15 protein-coding genes are annotated in these 16,199 nt (G+C 71.7%); 3 read left to right on the top strand and 12 right to left on the bottom strand.

The window, feature by feature from the left end; all coding sequences use genetic code 11:
* Positions 1 to 275: 275 nt before the first annotated feature.
* The 7 genes from ACZ4TR_RS09455 to ACZ4TR_RS09425 form a co-directional block, all read right to left on the bottom strand.
* Positions 276 to 1,631, bottom strand: a complete 1,356-nt coding sequence (locus ACZ4TR_RS09455) for an SPFH domain-containing protein (protein WP_465287333.1) — start codon at positions 1,629 to 1,631, stop codon at positions 276 to 278.
* Between the two features lie 91 nt (positions 1,632 to 1,722).
* Entirely contained in the window at positions 1,723 to 2,211 is a 489-nt protein-coding gene (locus ACZ4TR_RS09450) for an SPFH domain-containing protein (protein WP_465286601.1), read from the bottom strand.
* A complete protein-coding gene (locus ACZ4TR_RS09445) occupies positions 2,208 to 2,642 on the bottom strand; it encodes an NfeD family protein (protein WP_364528500.1) in 435 nt (144 codons plus the stop codon). The genes ACZ4TR_RS09450 and ACZ4TR_RS09445 overlap by 4 nt, the downstream gene beginning before the upstream one ends.
* Before the next feature lie 84 nt (positions 2,643 to 2,726).
* Positions 2,727 to 3,539, bottom strand: a complete 813-nt coding sequence (locus ACZ4TR_RS09440) for a DUF3097 domain-containing protein (RefSeq protein WP_465286600.1) — start codon at positions 3,537 to 3,539, stop codon at positions 2,727 to 2,729.
* Positions 3,540 to 3,590: 51 nt separating this feature from the next.
* Complete coding sequence (locus tag ACZ4TR_RS09435; protein ID WP_465286599.1) at positions 3,591 to 4,475, bottom strand: aminoglycoside phosphotransferase family protein; 885 nt, start codon at positions 4,473 to 4,475, stop codon at positions 3,591 to 3,593.
* Complete coding sequence (locus tag ACZ4TR_RS09430; protein WP_465286598.1) at positions 4,460 to 5,275, bottom strand: SCO1664 family protein; 816 nt, start codon at positions 5,273 to 5,275, stop codon at positions 4,460 to 4,462. The genes ACZ4TR_RS09435 and ACZ4TR_RS09430 overlap by 16 nt, the downstream gene beginning before the upstream one ends.
* Before the next feature lie 2 nt (positions 5,276 to 5,277).
* Positions 5,278 to 5,853 (bottom strand): DUF3090 domain-containing protein, encoded by a 576-nt coding sequence (locus tag ACZ4TR_RS09425; protein WP_465286597.1) that lies wholly within the window; start codon positions 5,851 to 5,853, stop codon positions 5,278 to 5,280.
* Positions 5,854 to 5,929: 76 nt separating this feature from the next.
* On the opposite strand from ACZ4TR_RS09425, the gene ACZ4TR_RS09420 reads away from it, so the two are divergent.
* From ACZ4TR_RS09420 to ACZ4TR_RS09410, 3 genes are read left to right on the top strand one after another with little or no spacing between them, the layout of a single operon-like run.
* A complete protein-coding gene (locus ACZ4TR_RS09420) occupies positions 5,930 to 7,849 on the top strand; it encodes a prolyl oligopeptidase family serine peptidase (RefSeq protein WP_465286596.1) in 1,920 nt (639 codons plus the stop codon).
* The gene (locus ACZ4TR_RS09415; protein WP_465286595.1) at positions 7,846 to 8,745 is read left to right on the top strand and encodes a S66 peptidase family protein; all 900 of its coding nucleotides are present in this window, start codon (positions 7,846 to 7,848) and stop codon (positions 8,743 to 8,745) included. The genes ACZ4TR_RS09420 and ACZ4TR_RS09415 overlap by 4 nt, the downstream gene beginning before the upstream one ends.
* A complete protein-coding gene (locus ACZ4TR_RS09410) occupies positions 8,742 to 9,146 on the top strand; it encodes a TIGR03668 family PPOX class F420-dependent oxidoreductase (RefSeq protein WP_465286594.1) in 405 nt (134 codons plus the stop codon). The genes ACZ4TR_RS09415 and ACZ4TR_RS09410 overlap by 4 nt, the downstream gene beginning before the upstream one ends.
* On the opposite strand, the gene mptB is transcribed toward ACZ4TR_RS09410, so the two are convergent.
* The 5 genes from mptB to ACZ4TR_RS09385 all read right to left on the bottom strand — a co-directional run bounded on the left by mptB (position 9,143) and on the right by ACZ4TR_RS09385 (position 16,155).
* A complete protein-coding gene (gene mptB / locus ACZ4TR_RS09405) occupies positions 9,143 to 10,678 on the bottom strand; it encodes a polyprenol phosphomannose-dependent alpha 1,6 mannosyltransferase MptB (protein WP_465286593.1) in 1,536 nt (511 codons plus the stop codon). The two genes, ACZ4TR_RS09410 and mptB, sit on opposite strands and share 4 nt — an antisense overlap.
* 71 nt (positions 10,679 to 10,749) lie before the next feature.
* Positions 10,750 to 12,405 carry a nickel ABC transporter ATP-binding protein NikE gene (gene nikE, locus ACZ4TR_RS09400; protein ID WP_465286592.1) on the bottom strand — a complete coding sequence of 552 codons (1,656 nt, stop codon included), beginning with the start codon at positions 12,403 to 12,405 and terminating at the stop codon, positions 10,750 to 10,752.
* The gene (locus ACZ4TR_RS09395; protein ID WP_465286591.1) at positions 12,402 to 13,298 is read right to left on the bottom strand and encodes an ABC transporter permease; all 897 of its coding nucleotides are present in this window, start codon (positions 13,296 to 13,298) and stop codon (positions 12,402 to 12,404) included. Before ACZ4TR_RS09395 ends, nikE begins: the two co-directional genes overlap by 4 nt.
* On the bottom strand, positions 13,295 to 14,320 hold the full coding sequence (locus ACZ4TR_RS09390) for an ABC transporter permease (protein ID WP_465286590.1): 1,026 nt from the start codon (positions 14,318 to 14,320) through the stop codon (positions 13,295 to 13,297). The genes ACZ4TR_RS09395 and ACZ4TR_RS09390 overlap by 4 nt, the downstream gene beginning before the upstream one ends.
* A 2-nt stretch (positions 14,321 to 14,322) precedes the next feature.
* A complete protein-coding gene (locus tag ACZ4TR_RS09385; RefSeq protein ID WP_465286589.1) occupies positions 14,323 to 16,155 on the bottom strand; it encodes an ABC transporter substrate-binding protein in 1,833 nt (610 codons plus the stop codon).
* Positions 16,156 to 16,199 lie beyond the last annotated feature (44 nt).

The raw sequence follows: 16,199 nt of genomic DNA, 5'->3' as shown, positions 1-16,199 counted from the left end.
GGCAAGACCTTTTCGGGCTCGTACGGTTCTCTCCCTGGTTTTTTTCCCCCCCCGGTTGGTACCCTCCACCCACACCCCCCTTTTTTTTTTTTTCCCCCCCCACCCCCCCCCCCCGCCACATTGGGTGCGTCCTACGCACCCAATGCCACATTGGGGCGCTCGAAACCTCGGGCCGCGCTGGCGAGCCGGCGTGCGGGAATGGACGACACGACCCGGCCGACGCATGAAGGGGGCCTCCCACCGAAGTCCGGTGGGAGGCCCCCTTCATGCGTGCGTCAGCGGCGCGGGCCCTGGGGTCCGCCGAACGGGGGCTGCTGCGGGAACGGTCCGCTGCCCGGGTTCTGCGGGCCGCCGAACTGGCCCGGCGGCGGGGACTGCGGCGGCGGCTGGCCCTGGTACCCGGCGCCCTGGGGCGGGCCGGCCGGGGACTGCGGCTGCGGGAGCGGCTGGCCGCTCTGCGGCGTCGGCGGCTGCTGGGGCGCGGGCGCGACCTCGGTGCCCCGCTCCTCGTCGGCCGGCTCCGGCTCGGGCTGCTGCACCTGCTGCTGGACCGGACGCGGGATCGCCGGCCGCGCGGGCGGTGCCGACGGGGTGCCCAGCGCCGGGACCTCCTGGCGCGCCACGGCTTCCGCGGCCGCCACGGCCTCGGCGACCTTCGGGTCGCTCTTCGTCTCGAACCAGCTGGCGACCTCTTCGTCCTCGAGCTCGGGCTTGTCCGGGACGTCGTCCTCCTTCGGCGGCTCGTAGCGGAACACGCCGTCGTCGCCGGGGGCACCGAGGGCGCGGGCGAAGCCTTCGAGGGCCTTGCCGTAGTCGCTCGGGATCATCCAGACCTTGTTCGCGTCACCCTGCGCCATCTGCGGCAGCGTCTGCAGGTACTGGTAGGCCAGCACCTCCGGCGTCGGGCGGCCGGCCTTGATCGCGGCGAACACCTTCTCGATCGCCTTCGCCTGACCCTGCGCCTGCAGGTACCGCGCGGCGCGCTCACCCTGGGCCCGCAGGATGCGGGACTGCCGCTCGGCCTCGGCCGCGAGGATGGTGGCCTGGCGGGCACCTTCGGCGGAGAGGATCTGGCTCTGCTTCTGGCCTTCCGCGGTCTTGATCGCGGACTCCCGCTGACCTTCCGCGGTGAGGATCATGGCGCGCTTCTCACGGTCGGCGCGCATCTGCTTCTCCATCGAGTCCTGGATGGAGGGCGGCGGGTCGATCGCCTTGAGCTCGACGCGGCCGACGCGGATGCCCCAGCGGCCGGTCGCCTCGTCGAGCACGCCGCGCAGCTGCGTGTTGATCGAGTCGCGCGAGGTCAGCGTCTGCTCGAGGCTCATGCCACCGACCACGTTGCGCAGCGTGGTCGTGGTCAGCTGCTCGACACCGACGATGTAGTTCGAGATCTCGTAGACCGCGGCGCGCGAGTCGGTGACCTGGAAGTACACGACGGTGTCGATCGACACCGTCAGGTTGTCCTCGGTGATGACCGGCTGCGGCGGGAACGAGACGACCTGCTCGCGCAGGTCGATCCGGGCGCGCACCTTGTCCAGGAACGGCACCAGGAAGGTCAGGCCCGGCGACGCCACCGTGCGGAACCGGCCCAGCCGTTCGATCACCGCCGACTGCGCCTGCGGTACGACCATGATCGCCTTGGCTACCGTGATGATCACGAAGAGAGCCAGTAAGACGACCACGACGATCGCTACTGTGGAGGTCAAGAGATCTTCCCCTTACCTAGTACCATTCTTGCGCGGTTGACGGTGGTCCGGGCGCCTCGGGCGGGTGCACCGCGAGCGTCAGCTCCTTCGCGGTGATGCCCCAGCGGCCCGTGGTGTCGTGCAGGACCGTCCACACTGTACGGTGCAGGTCCTCCGGTGCGGTGACGGCGCGCTCGGCCGTGGTCAGGCTCGCTTCCTGCCGCAGCGCCGTGGTGGTCAGCTGCTCGATCGCGAGCGCCGGGTTGCCGATTTCGTAGGTCGCCAGCCGCGGGTCGGTGACGGCGAAAAGGACTTCGAATCCGATGTGGACTTCCCGCCCGTCGCCGGCCTCGACGGCCCGGGGCGGCGCGGACAGGATCTGCTCACCGAGGTCGACGCGCGCCCGGACGGTGTCGGCGAACGGCACCACGAAGTGCCGGCCGGGGCCGAGCACGGCGCGGAACCGCCCACCGCGTTCGATCACCGCGGCCCGGCCTTCGGGAACCACGACGAGCCCCAGGCTCACGGTTCGGCCGACACGACGGCGGTGGCGCCCGAGATCTCGACGACCGTGACGGAGGTGCCGGGCTTGATCGGTTCGTGGTGCTCGGAGAGGCTGCGCGCGGACCAGACGTCGCCGGCCAGCTTCACCTGCCCGGCCTCGTAGTCCACTGTGGACACGACGACGGCGCGGGCGCCGATGAGGGCCTCGATGCCGGTGCGGTGGCCGGTGCCGGCGAGGAAGCGGCGCTTCAGCGCGGGCCGGACCAGCACGAGCATCCCGACCGAGGCGACGGCGAACACGGCGACGTCGATGAAGATGTTCCCGGTGAGCACGTCGGCTCCGGCGCCGAACAGCGCGCCGACGCCCAGCATGATCAGCACGAAGTCGCCGGAGAGGACTTCCGCGATCATCAGGGCGATGCCGACGATCAACCAGACCACTGCCCATGCCATGGCTCAATGCTCTCAGATCGCGCCGGTTCGCACCGGGACAGTGAAGGGACGTGACCTTTGCGTGACCTTGGACAATTCGGACATTCAGCCCTCTTCCGTCGGCTCGGTGACGAAGTCGATGAGCCGTTCCACGGCCCCGATGAGCGGGGTCTCGAGGTCGCGGAAACTGCTCACCCCACTCAGCACACGTTGCCAGCCTTCGAAAGGTTGCCCCCAGCCGAGCGCGTCGCAGATCCCCTGCTTCCACTCGGTGCCGCGCGGGATCTTCGGCCACGCCCTGATCCCGACCGCCTCGGGCCGCACGGCCTCCCAGACGTCGATGTAGGGGTGGCCGGTGACCAGCACGTTCTCGTCGTGGACGGCCTCGACGAGCCGGGACTCCTTGCTGCCGGGCACGAGGTGGTCGACGAGCACGCCGAGCCGGCGACCGGGTCCGGTGCCGAACTCGGCGATCCGGTCGGAAAGGACGTCGACACCATCGAGGGGCTCCACGACGACGCCTTCGACGCGCAGGTCGTGGCCCCAGACGCGTTCGACGAGCTCGGCGTCGTGCTTGCCCTCGACCCAGATGCGCGAGTCGCGGGCGACGCGGGCCTGCAGGCCCTGCACCTTCACCGACCCGGACGCCGAAACCTGCTTGACGGGCGCTTTCACCGTCTTGACCGGCACCAGCGTGACCGGCTTGCCCTCCAGCAGGAACCCGGCGGGGGCGAGCGGGAACACGCGGTGGCGGCCCTTGGCGTCCTCGAGCACGACGTTCCCGTACTCGATCTTCACCACCGCGCCGCAGTAGCCGCTGGCCGGGTCCTCGACGACCAGGCCGGGTTCGGCGGGGACTTCCGGCACCTTCTTGCGGCGCGGGCCGGCGAGCACGTCGTCATAGGAATGGGAGCGCACGACCCGGCACGCTAGTGGTCCGCGGCGCCCGGACGGGTCATGCCACGCCGGTCAGCGCGCCAACTCCAGGACGGCGTCGGTGAACGGCGACCGCTCTCCTCGGCGCAACGGCGAGAGGGCGACCAGCGGGGCCATCGCGACGCACCAGGCGCGGACGCGCTCGGCGTCGAAGTCCGCCACGTGCGGGGCGAGCGCGGCGAGGCCGTCGTCGATCGTGCCGCCCCTCGCCACGGGGACGAACATCCAGTCGATGGCGTCGAGCGACGGGTCGCCGAGGCCGGGGCGGGGGTCGATGGCGACGGCGCCGCGGCCCGGTCCGGCGTCGAGGACGTTCGCGGGGTGGAGATCGCCGTGGATCAGCGTGACCGGCCCGCTGGTGGCGAGGGCGAGCGCGCGCTCGCGGCCCTTCTCCAGGACTTCGGCGCTCAGGTGCGCGGCGGCCGGCGATTCACGGCGGCGGCGTTCGGAGAGGGTGAAGATGAACTCGATGCCCTCGGCCAGGCGCCCGAAGTCGCCGACCGGTGCGGCGGAGTGCAATTGGTCGAGCATTTCGCCGAGCTCGGCCCACGGGACGTCGCCGTCCAGCTGGGTGCCGGGGACGAGGCCCTCCAGGAGGATCGCGTGGGCGTCGAGGTCGGCGTCGAGCACCTGGACGACGCGGGAGCAGCCGGCCCAGGCGCGCAGCCCGGTGACCTCGAGCCGGGCCACCTCGGGGTCCGGGGTCAGCTTGAGGACTCGCAGGTCACCACGGGGGCCGGTGCACAGCAGGGTGCGGCCGGTGTTGCCCGGCCGGGCCTCACGGACTTCGAGGCGCCACCGCGTGGTCAGCCGGGCGACCAGCTCCGGGAGGGCGTCGCACCAGGGTTCGGCCAGCTCCGCGCCGAAGCGGTCGACGAGCCGAGCGCGGGCCGCGTCGTCGATCAGAACAGCGGCCATGGGATGGCGCGCCAGTCGTCGCCGGGCTCGGGGAAGATGCCTTCGGCCAGCAGCAGGTCGGTGCGTTCGGCCAGGGCGCGGATCTCGAACTTGGTGATGTGCTCGGCGAGGGTCTGGCCGAGGCCGCCGTCGATCTCCGAGCGCAGCTTGCGCAGTTTCTCGACGGTGTCCGGCGGCACCGGTTCGCCGATCCAGCCCCAGAGGACGGTCCGCAGCTTGGGGTCGGTGTGCAGGCAGATGCCGTGGTCGACGCCGTAGACGCGGCCGTCGAGGCCGGGCAGCAGGTGCCCGCCCTTGCGGTCGGTGTTGTTGACGACGATGTCGAGCACGGCGAGGTCGCGCAGCCCGGGGTGGTCGGCGTGGGCCAGCACCGCGGGCTCGCCGAGCCGGTCGTGGGCGTGGAGCACGACGCGCCAGTCGTCGGGGAGGTCGTCGGGGGCGCGGACCTCGACGAGGTCGTCCTCGGTGGTCTCGATCCACAGCTGGACCATGCCGGGGCCGAACGGGCCGTCGCGCAGGACGGTCGGCGGGATCGCGCCGATCCCGGCGGCTTCGCTGATGATCGCGGTGGCGACCTCACGTCCGGCGAGGGTGCCGTCGGGGAAATCCCACAGCGGCCGCTCCCCCGACACCGGCTTGTACACGACGCGGCCGGTGACGCCGTCGAGCTCGATGGCGCAGAAGAGCGTGACGTTGGAGGCGTCGACGAGCCGTCCTTCGACGTCGATGCGGCCGTGGGTGACGAGTTCGCGCGACGCCGGGTCGGCCGGGTCCGGCTGTTCCGCCGGCGTGTCGGCCATGGTCAGTCTTCGTCCGCGTCGGTTTCGCGCCGGTAGCCGTTCTGCCGCGGGCAGATGTGCCCGGCCGGGTCGAGCGGCTCCCCGCACAGCGGGCACGGCTTGCGACCGGCGTTGACGACGCGGTCGGCTCGTTCGGCGAAGGCGCGGGCGGCGGCCGGGGTGAGGAAGACGCGGACGGCGTCCGGGCCCTCCTCGGTGTCGTCGAGCACGACCGTCTCGTCGACCTCGCCCTCGGTGATGGCGAGCAGTTCGATGACGACGGCGCTGCTGTCGGCGTCCCAGCCGAGGCCCATGGTGCCGACGCGGAACTCCTCCTCGACCGGCACGGTGAGGGGGTCGACGTCGAGCTGGTCGTCGGGGACGTCGTCGGGGACGTCGGCACCGAAGCGGCTCGCGACTTCCTCGAGCAGGGAGCCGAGGCGCTCCGCGAGGACGACGACCTGCTGCTTCTCGATGGCGACGCTGATGGTGCGCACGTCCTCGGAGGCCTGGAGGTAGAACGTGCGATCGCCGGGCTCGCCGACGGTGCCGGTGACGAACCGATCCGGCTGGCGGAAGACGTGGATTACGCGAGACATAGCAGTGTCGACCCTAGGCCACCGGCGCATGATCGGCATCCGCCGCCCCACCTACGCGGGCCGCTAGCCTCTGGGGGTGTCTCGGATCTCCCCGTACGGAACCTGGTCCTCGCCCATCACCGCCGCCGAGGTGGCCGCCGCCGGCGGCGGCCCGCAGTGGCTCGACGTCGTCGGGGACGAGGTGTGGTGGGCCGAGGCGCGGCCCGGTGAGCAGGGCCGGGTCGCCCTGGTCCGGGCGGTGCCGGGGGGCACGGAGGACGTGCTGCCGGCGCCGTGGAACGTCCGCAACCGGCTGCACGAGTACGGCGGGCGGCCGTGGGCCGTCGTCGACGGTGTGGTGGTGTTCACGCACTGGGCGGATCAGCGGGTTTACGCGGTGAGCGAAACCGGTGTGGTGCCGCTGACACCTTCCCCCGCGGAGCCCCAAGGCGTCCGCTACGGCGACCTGCGGGCGGGCCGGCCCGGTGAGGTGTTCGCGGTGCGCGAACGCAGCACGGGACCCCGGCCGGCCGACATCGAGCGGGAGCTCGTGGCGATCGCTCTCGACGGCGGCTCGGAGCGGGTGCTCGCCGCCGGCCACCACTTCCTGACCGTGCCGAAGCTGTCGCCGGACGGGCGGCACGCCGCGTGGTTCGGCTGGGACCACCCGGCGATGCCGTGGGACGGGACCGAGCTCTGTGTGGCTCCCGTCGACGGGGACGGTTCCTTCGGGCCGCACCGCGTGCTGGCCGGCGGCGCGGACGTCTCGGTGTGCCAGGTCGAGTGGGAGACGCCGGCGACGCTGCTGGCGCTGCTCGACCCGGACGGCTGGTGGAACCTGCACCGGATCGGGCTCGACGGGACGACGGCGAACCTCGCGCCGGTCGAGCGGGAGCTGGGCGGGCCGTTGTGGAAGGCGGGCTCGCGGTGGTTCGTCCCGCTCGGGGGCGGGCGGCACGCGGTGCTGGCGTCGGGACGGCTGGCCGTGCTGGACGAGGCGGACGGCTCGGTGACCCCGGTGGCCGGGGAGCTGACGGCGTGGTCGTCGACCGGGTTCGGCGTGCACCGCGGTGGGATCGCCGGGGTCGCGGGTGGCCCGGTCCGCGAGGCGGCCGTTGTACACGTCTCCCTCGAGGGCGGGGTGACCGATCTGACGCCGCAGCCGGAGCTGCCGGCGGCGTTCCTGCCGGTGCCGGAGGAGCGGGTGTTCACGACGGCCGAGGGCGAGACCGTGCCGGTGGTGCTGTACCGGCCGGTGAACCCGGACTTCGCGGCGCCCGAGGGTGAGCTGCCGCCGCTGCTGGTGCACGTCCACGGCGGGCCGACCGGGCAGCACCTGCCGGTGCTGGACCTGGAGCTGGCGTACTTCACCAGCCGGGGCATCGCGGTGGCGGCGGTGAACTACGGCGGGTCGACCGGGTTCGGGCGGGCCTACCGGGAGCGGCTGCGGGAGCAGTGGGGCGTGGTGGACGTGGCGGACTGCGTCGCGGTGGCCGAGGCGCTGGTGGCGGCCGGGCTGGCCGACGGGAACCGGCTGGCGGTCCGTGGCGGCAGCGCGGGCGGGTTCACCGCGGCGGCGTCGCTGACCACGACCAAGACGTACCGGGCGGGCACGGTGATGTACCCGGTGCTGGACCTGGCCGGGTGGACCGGCGCCGGGGGCGACACGCACGACTTCGAGTCGCGGTACCTCGACGGGCTGGTCGGGCCGCTGCCGTCGGCGAGGCAGCGCTACGTCGAGCGGTCGCCATTGGCGAACTCGGCGTCGCTGGCCGGGCCGGTGCTGTTCCAGCAGGGCCTGGAGGACCGGATCTGCCCGCCGGAGCAGGCGGACCGGTTCGTGGCGGGGCTGGCCGGGCGCGGGATCCCGTACGCCTACCAGCGGTTCCCCGGGGAGCAGCACGGGTTCCGGCAGGCCGCGACGATCGTGGCGGCGCTGGAGGCGGAGCTGTCGTTCTACGGGCAGGTCCTGGAATTCGAGACGCCGGGCGTGGCGCGGCTGGAGCTGGCGCGATGAGGCCACCACGACTGCGGGCCGGCGACACCTTGGCGGTCGTCGCGCCGGCCGGCCCGGTGCCGGCGGACCTGCTGGAGAAGGCGTTGCCGGTGCTGCGTGGCTGGGGCGTCGAAGTGCGCGTCGGGCCGTGCGTGACGGCCGAGCCGGGGTCGCCGCCCTACCTGTCCGGTCCGGACGTCGCGCGGGCGGCGGAGTTCACCGAGGCGTGGCTGGATCCGGGCGTGCGGTGCGTGCTGGCGGCGCGCGGCGGCTACGGGGTGCAGCGGATGCTGGACCTGGTGGACTGGGCGGCGTTGCGCGAAGCGGGTCCGAAGGTCCTGGCCGGGTCTTCGGACGTCACCGCGCTGCACCGGGCGGTGAATGTCCACTTGGGACTGTCCAGTTTGTTCTCGCCGATGCCGGCGAGCGTGCTGTTCGACGACTTCGCGGTGGAGCACCTGCGGCAGGCGCTGTTCGAACCGGAGCGCAACCTGGTGGTGCGCGGCGGTTCTGCGCTGGTGCCGGGCCGGGCGTCGGGGACGTTGACCGGCGGGAACCTGTCGCTGCTGGCGGCGGGGCTCGGGACGCCGGAGCAGGGTTCGGCGCGCGATGCGGTGGTGCTGCTGGAGGACGTCACGGAGAGCGTGTACCGGTTGGACCGGATGCTGACGCAGCTGGTGCGCAGCGGCTGGTTCGCCGGGGTCCGCGGGATCGTCCTGGGGTCGTGGGCGGCGTGCGGCGACCCGGCGGACGTGCGGGCGCTGATGGTGGAACGGCTGGGTCCGCTGGGGGTACCGATGATCGAGGGGTTCGGGTTCGGGCACGTGGCGTCGTCGCCGACGTTGCCGCTGGGGGTGCCGGTGGCGCTGGACGCGGACCTGGGGACGCTGACGTTCGGCTCCCCCGCGCTGTCGTGACGCCGGAAGAGGCGCGGGAACGGTTCGCGGCGGCGCGGGTCGCGCGGCTGGCGACGGTGTCGGCGTCCGGGGTGCCGCACCTGGTGCCGGTGACGTTCGCGGTCCACGGCGACACGGTGGTGTTCGCGGTGGACCACAAGCCGAAGTCGACGACGTCGCTGCGGCGGCTGCGCAACATCGCGGAGAACCCGGCGGTGTGCTTCCTGGCCGACGCCTACGACGAGGACTGGTCGCAGCTGTGGTGGGCCCGCGCGGACGGCTCCGCGCGAATACTTCCGGACGCCGAGCGCGCCGAGCCCATCTCCTGGCTGGTGGCGAAGTACGAGCAGTACCGGGAGCGGCCACCGGAGCACGCGGTGGTGGCGACGGAGATCCACACCTGGCGTGGCTGGACCGGCTAGTCGCGGAGGAACTTCTCCGGGCGGCGCCACGCGTCGATCAGGCCCAGGGGGTCCGGGCGCAGCAGGGAAGCCGCCGAGTACAGGCTCGCCACCACGACCAGGGCGATGAACCACCAGTCGTACAGCGCCTGCTCGCCCGTCGGGTAGTACACCAGCGTCACGAACACCGACACCGCCACCACCAGCGCCAGGTGACGCGGCTGCCACTTGAACGCCGACAGGAGCACGAAACCCCAGGTCAGGTACCACGGCAGGGTCGGCGGCATGAGGATCGCCACCGCGAGCAGCGAGATCCCGGCCCGGTAGACCGCTTCCGTGCCGCCGCTGCGGCCGAGCCACCACTGGCGGACGCCGAAGGCGATCAGCACGAGCATGCCGGCCGCGCGGGCGACCGTGACGAACGGCGACACCTGGACGTCCACGACGATGTGGACGAGGTTGTAGAACACCTCGCCGATCCCCGTGGGGATGTTCAGCCAGTTCGCGATGAGCTGCGGGGCCTTGAGCCCGGACCACCAGCCGAGGTTGAGCGAGCCGAGCGAGATCCACGTGCCGGCGACGAACACCGGCAGGAACAGCCCCACCGAGGCGGCGCCGGCGCGCAGGAAGTTGCGGACCTTCGACTCGCCTTCGAGGTGGTTGGCCCACATCCAGACGAGGAACGGCAGCGCGATCGCGGCCGTGGGCTTGATCAGCATGCCGATCGTGACCAGGACGACCGCGACGACGTGCTTGCGTTCCAGGGCGGCCAGGACGCCGATGGTGAGGAACGCGAGCATCATCAGGTCGTTGTGCGGGCCGCCGAAGAGGTGGATGACCATCATCGGGCTGGCCACCGCGAGCCACAGCGCGACCGGGAGCTTGCCGCCGAGGTGCTTGACCAGCCGCGGCAGCGCCCACAGCGTGCCGACCAGGCCGACCAGCAGGACCAGGCGCATGAGGATGACGCCGAGGATCATGTTGTCGCCGCTGACCGAGACGACGCCCTTGGAGATCAGCAGGAACAGCGGCCCGTACGGCGCCGGGGTCGTCTGCCAGAGCGGGTGGACGTTCTGCACGACGTTCGGCAGCACGTCGAGCTCGGCGGGGCCGTTGGCGTACGGGTCGAGCCCGTAGAGCAGCTGGGCGCCCTGGCCGAGGTAGGAGAAGACGTCGCGGGTGAACAGCGGCGGCGAGATGAGCAGCGGCGCCATCCAGCAGCCGGCGGCGATGAGGACAGGCCGGCTGCCGACGCGGCCGAGCAGCACGTAGCGGCCGAGCCGGACCCAGGCCCACACGACGAGGCCGAAGCCGGTGTAGAGGACGGCGTTGGCGAGCATGCGCCCGTGGCCGTAGCGGATCCACGAGAGCGGGCCGTGGCCGAGCACGGGGTCCTTGATCAGGATGCCGCCGGCGCCGAACGCGGCGATCATGAGCAGGGTGCTGCCGACCGTGCCCATCGCGATCGTGCGGTACGGGAATCGCGAAGGCGTGAGGAGCCGCTCGGCCAGCGTGGTCGAGGGCGTCTGCGCGGGGTCGGTGGTGGTCGCCATTTCCGTTCGGAGGTTACACACCGCGCTCGGGCGGCGTTCCCGCAGTGCCGGTATTCGCGGTCATGGCGGGGTCAGGTGCCGACGGTGCGGCGCTGGGCCGTGCCGCCGGGCAATGCGGCCAGCAGGGACTTCGTGTAGTCGTGCCGCGGGTCGAGCAGGACCTGTTCCACCGTCCCGGTTTCGACGAGCTCGCCGCGGTACATCACGGCGACGCGGTCGGCGATGTTCCACGCCAGCCCCAGATCGTGGGTGATCACCAGGGCGGCGAGGCCGAGCTCGCGCCGCAGCCTCAGCAGCAGACCGAGGATCTCGCCGCGGACGGACGCGTCGAGGGACGCGACCGGTTCGTCGGCCACCACCACCGACGGATCGAGCGCGAGCGCCCCGGCGATGACGACGCGCTGGCGCTGGCCGCCGGAGAGCTGGTGCGGGAGCCGGTCGGCGTACTTCCCGGCGGGCCGCAGCTCCGCGGCCTCCAGGGCCCGGTGGACGACCGTGCGCTCGTCGGCCAGCCTGTGGATGCGCGGGCCCTCGGCGACGGCCTCGTAAACCGTGTGGGCGGGATTCAGCGCGCTGGTCGGGTCCTGCAGCACGAGCTGGACCTGCCGGCGGTAGGCCTTCAGCCCGGCGCCGCCGGACGGGACCGGCTTCCCGGCGTAGCGGACCACGCCGGAGTCGGGCTTCTGCAGGCCGAGCAGTGTCCGGGCGAGCGTGGTCTTGCCGGAGCCGGACTGGCCGACCAGGGCGACGATCTCGTCGCGGGCGATCGCGAGGTCGACCCCGGCGACGGCGTCGATCCGCTTGCCGGTGCGGTCGCGGAAGGACACGCGCAGGTTCTCCGCGGCCAGCAGCGGCTCGCCGCCCGGGACGCGGCCCTCGGGTTCGGGCGGCAGCGGGGTGCTGGTGGCCGGCGCGAAGCGCGACACCGGGTCGCCGACCGTCGGGAACGCCGCCGCGAGCGCCCGGGTGTGTTCGTGCTTCGGCGAGCCCATCACCTCGGCGCTGGGGCCTTCTTCGACGATCTGCCCGTCGTACATCACGGCGATGCGCCGGCAGGTGGCCGCCAGCACGGACAGGTCGTGGCTGATCATGATCAGGCCGATGTCCTGTTCGGCGACCAGCCGCGAGAGCAGGTCGAGGACCTGCGCCTGGACGATGACGTCGAGGGCCGTGGTGGGCTCGTCGGCGATGATCAGCCGGGGTGAGCAGGCCAGCGCCATGGCGATCATGACGCGCTGCTTCTGCCCGCCCGAGAGCTCGTGGGGGTAGGCGCCGGCGCGGCCCGGGGGCAGGTCGACCTGGGTGAGCAGTTCGGCGACGCGGGCGTCGACCTGGGCGTCGGTGAGGGCCTTGCCCCCCTCGGGCGGGTGCAGCCGCAGCGGCTCGGCGATCTGGTCGCCGATCTTGCGGACCGGGTTGAGGGCGTGCATGGCGCCCTGGAACACCACCGACGCCTCGGCCCAGCGGACCGCGCGCAGGCGGCCCCAGTTCATGGCGGTGACGTCTTCGCCGTCGAGGAGGATCTCGCCGGTGATCTTCGCCGTGCGGGGCAGCAGGCGCAGGACGCTCATCGCGACGGTGGACTTGCCCGAACCGGACTCCCCCGCGACACCGAGGGTGCCGCCGGGGTCGAGGGTGAGGCCGACCCCGCGCACGGCGGGGACGTCCTGCTCGCCGACCACGTAGGTGACGTTGAGGTCCTTGAGCTGCAGCAGCGGGGTGGTCACTTCTTCAACCTCGGGTTGAGCACGGTCTCCAGGCCCCGGCCGACCAGGGTGAAGAAGAGGACGACGAGCACGATCGCGATGCCCGGCGGGAGCACGTTCCACCACGCGCCGCGGCTGATGGCGCCGTTGTTGAGCGCGCTCTCCAGCACCAGGCCCCAGGTGACGGAGTTGGGGTCGCCGACGCCGAGGAACGACAGGGTCGCGTCGGCGATGACGGAGTTGCCGACCACGAGGGTGGTGTTGGCCAGCACGAGCGGCATGACGCCGGGCAGGACGTGCTTGCCGATGACGTGCAGGTGGCCGCCGCCGAGGGCGTGGGACCGCTCGATGTAAGGACGGCTTTCGATGGTCAGCGTCTGCGCGCGGACGAGCCGCGCGGTGCTGGGCCAGGCGGTGAGGCCGATGGCGACGATGATCGTGCCGACGCCCTTGGGCAGCACCGCCGACAGGGCGATCGCGAGGATCAGCGACGGCAGGACCAGGAAGAAGTCGGTGAACCGCAGCAGCGTGGCCGACACCCAGCCGCCGAAGTGGGCGGCGGCGATGCCGATGAGCGTGCCGATGATGACCGACAGCAGCGCGGCGGAGAACCCGACGAGCAGGGAGATCCGGCTGCCCCAGACGGTCATCAGCAGCACGGACCGGCCGAAGTTGTCGGTGCCGAGCCAGAACTCGGCGGTGGGCGGGGAAAGCGGCTCGCCGGTCGCCTTGGTGACGTCGAGGCCGCTTTCGTCGCTGATCAGCGGCAGCAGCAGCGCGACGACGACGGTGGCGGCGAGCAGGACCAGCCCGGCGAGCGCGGCCCGTTGCCCGGCGAACTCGCGCCAGGTGCGGGTGATCGACGCGCGCCGGCGGGCCCAGGCGATCTGCCGTGGTGTCTCAGCGGTGGTCATGAGGTACGCACCCTCGGGTCGAGCACGCGGTAGAGCAGCTCCGCGAACAGGTTCATCAACACCACCGCGCTCGCCAGGACGGTGAACACGCCTTGCAGCACCGGGAGGTCGGGGCCGTGCAGGGCGTCGTAGGTCAGCTGGCCGAGCCCGGGCCAGCTGAACACGGCCTCGACGGTGACCGCGCCGGCGACGACCTGGCCGAACTGCATGAACACCAGCGTGGTGGTCGGCAGCAGGGCGTTGGGGACGGCGTGGCGCTTGCGGACGAGGTCGTCGCGCAGGCCCTTGGCGCGGGCGGTGGTGAGGTAGTCGGCGTTCATTTCGCCCAGCAGCGACGACCGCATGATCAGCATGTACTGGGCGTAGAACACCGCCAGCAGCGTCACGCACGGCAGCACGAGGTGGTGCAGGACGTCGAGGGTCTGGGAGAGGACGTCGGGCGCGGCGTCCGGGGAGTGCATGCCGCGGCTGGGGAACAGGCCGTTGGTCACCACGAGCAGCATCAGGCCGAGCCAGAACTGCGGGACCGACCAGAGGGTCAGGGCGATCCCGGTCTGGGCGCGGTCGAAGAAGCTGTCGCGGCGCCAGGCGGCGCGGATGCCCAGCCACAGGCCGATGATGACGGCCAGGACGGTGGCGCTGCCGACGAGCAGGATGGTCGGCCAGAGCCGTTCGCCGATCATGTCGGCGACCGGGCGGCCGTTGTTGAGCAGCCGGGACTCGCCGAGGTCGCCGTGCAGGAGGTCCCAGAAGTACTGGCCGAACTGGACGAAGACGGGCTTGTCGACGCCCATCTGCGCACGCAGCTCGGCGATCTGCTGGGGGCTGGTGGCGCGGTCGCGGGTCATGGCGGCGACCGGGTCGCCGGGCAGCATGCGGAAGAGGAAGAAGAACAGGACGACCACCAGCACGATGCTGATGACCGCTTCGAGGATCTTCTTGAGCAAGAACCGGGCGGTGCCGGTCCCGCCGCGGTGCTCGTCGGGGTCGACGAGCACCGCGGCTTGTTCGGGGGCGGTCATCCTTACTCGCGGTCTTCCGAGGTCTTGTTGCGGCGGCTGATGACGACGCCGCCCACCACGATGATCACGACGACGATGGCGCCGACGACGATCCACACGACGGTGCCGCTGCTGCCGGAGTCGGCCGTGGCCTCGGTGCCGGCCGGGGTGGCGCCGTAGACGCCCCAGTAGCCGGTCTGCTCGAGGATCGCGCCCTTGGGCTGCGGCTGGGTGGTGAAGGCGGAGAACTTGTCGGAGCGGTAGGCCTCGAGCGCGTTCTGGTAGTCGAGCACGATCGTCGGGAACTGGCTGTAGAGCCGGGCCTGGGCCTGCTTGACGTAGTCCGCGCGCTTGGCGTCGTCGGTCTCGGTGAGCTGCTTCTTGTAGAGCTCGTCGTAGGCGGCGTCGCAGAAGAACGTGTCGGTGCTGCCGCCCTTGCCGTCGGCGCTGGGCCGCGCGGCGCAGGTGTGCAGCGAGAGCGCGTAGTCGGGGTCGGGGTTGGTGCCGTAGCCGCCGATGGCGAGGTCGTACTTGCCGGTGGCGGTGCGGTCGGACAGCTCGTCGTCGGAGACCAGGTCCTGCTTGACGGTGATACCGATGTCCTTGAGCCAGCCGCTGACGTACTGGGCGACGCCCTGGTCGTAGCTGCGGTTGGCGTGCCCGGTGAGGCGCAGCTCCAGCTTGGCGCCGCCGGGGGCGGTGCGGACGCCGTCCGGGCCCTTCTTGTAGCCGGCCTGCTCGAGGGTGGCGTTGGCGGCGGCGAGGTCGAACTTGATCTTCTCGCTGTCGCTCGGGTCCCAGTGGTAGGCGCTGTAGACCGGGGGCACGATGCCGCCGCCGACCTGGCCGAGACCCTTGAGCACCTTGTCCACCAGCGACTGCGTGTCGACGGCCTGGGTGATCGCCTTGCGGACGTTGATGTCCTTGAGGACCGGGTTTCCGTCCCCGATGGGGTTGTTCGAGCTGTCGGTGACGCCGAAGTTGAACGCGAGCTCGTCGTAGCGGCGGCCCGGGGCGGCGTTGGTGGTGATGCCGTCCTGGCCCTGCAGCGCGGCGAACTGGTTGGGGTTGAGCCGGTTGATGACGTCGACTTCGCCCTGCTTGAGCGCGTTGACCGCGGCTTCGGTGTCCTTGAACTGCAGCAGCTGCAGTTCGTCGATCTTCGGGGCGCCGCGCCAGTAGTCCTTGTTGGCCTTGAGCTTGACGTACTCGTTCGGCTTGTACTCGGTGACCTGGAACGGCCCGTCGGAGACGCCGGCGATCTTGAGGTCGTCGGTCGAGGGGTCCTTGAGGTCCTTGACGCCTTCCCAGATGTGCTGGGGCACGATCGGCACGTCGAGCAGGTTCATGTTGACCTGCACGGTCTTCGTCTTGATGACGAGGGTGGTGTCGTCGGGCGCGGTGACCGTCTCGAAGTTGCCCACGTAGTTGCCGTTGGCGGTGCGGGCGTTCTCGTCGGTGAGCATGCGGTTGAACGTGAACGCCGCGTCCTTGGCGGTGACGGGCTGCCCGTCGCTCCACTTGGCGCCGCTGCGGATCTTGAACGTCCAGGTCAGCTTGTCGGGCGACGGCGTCCAGGACTCGGCGAGGGCGGGCGAGGCCTCGGCCTTCTCCGCGTTCGGGACGGTGAGGAACTCGTAGGTGAACCGGCCGATCTGCGTGGACGCGGCGAGCACGGCGGTGAACGGGTTCAGGTGGTCGATGCCGGTGGTCAGCGCGACCCGCAGCACCTTGCCCTGCTGGGCCTGGGCCGGGACCGCGAGCGGGATCGCCGCCAAGGTCGCGGCCGCGACGACCGCGCCGACGCGGCCGAACCGGCCGGTTCTGCGTGGGAAATGCACCAAAAACCACCCCATCGTTCTCGCTGTGAAGCCTCCCCAAGGACGAGAAGTAACCACAT

It is taken from the genome of Amycolatopsis sp. NPDC028719 (genome assembly GCF_055565395.1).
This window is presented reverse-complemented; position numbering and strand designations above follow the sequence as displayed.

What these genes read in the sequence shown, in the direction of transcription:
- ACZ4TR_RS09430 (WP_465286598.1), bottom strand. Translation starts at nt 5,275, where the DNA reads ATGGCCGACACGCCGGCGGAACAGCCGGACCCGGCCGACCCGGCGTCG.
- mptB (WP_465286593.1), bottom strand. Translation starts at nt 10,678, where the DNA reads ATGGCGACCACCACCGACCCCGCGCAGACGCCCTCGACCACGCTGGCC.
- ACZ4TR_RS09385 (WP_465286589.1), bottom strand. Translation starts at nt 16,155, where the DNA reads ATGGGGTGGTTTTTGGTGCATTTCCCACGCAGAACCGGCCGGTTCGGC.
- ACZ4TR_RS09445 (WP_364528500.1), bottom strand. Translation starts at nt 2,642, where the DNA reads ATGGCATGGGCAGTGGTCTGGTTGATCGTCGGCATCGCCCTGATGATC.
- ACZ4TR_RS09415 (WP_465286595.1), top strand. Translation starts at nt 7,846, where the DNA reads ATGAGGCCACCACGACTGCGGGCCGGCGACACCTTGGCGGTCGTCGCG.
- ACZ4TR_RS09390 (WP_465286590.1), bottom strand. Translation starts at nt 14,320, where the DNA reads ATGACCGCCCCCGAACAAGCCGCGGTGCTCGTCGACCCCGACGAGCAC.
- ACZ4TR_RS09425 (WP_465286597.1), bottom strand. Translation starts at nt 5,853, where the DNA reads ATGTCTCGCGTAATCCACGTCTTCCGCCAGCCGGATCGGTTCGTCACC.
- ACZ4TR_RS09455 (WP_465287333.1), bottom strand. Translation starts at nt 1,631, where the DNA reads ATGGTCGTACCGCAGGCGCAGTCGGCGGTGATCGAACGGCTGGGCCGG.
- ACZ4TR_RS09435 (WP_465286599.1), bottom strand. Translation starts at nt 4,475, where the DNA reads ATGGCCGCTGTTCTGATCGACGACGCGGCCCGCGCTCGGCTCGTCGAC.
- ACZ4TR_RS09395 (WP_465286591.1), bottom strand. Translation starts at nt 13,298, where the DNA reads ATGACCACCGCTGAGACACCACGGCAGATCGCCTGGGCCCGCCGGCGC.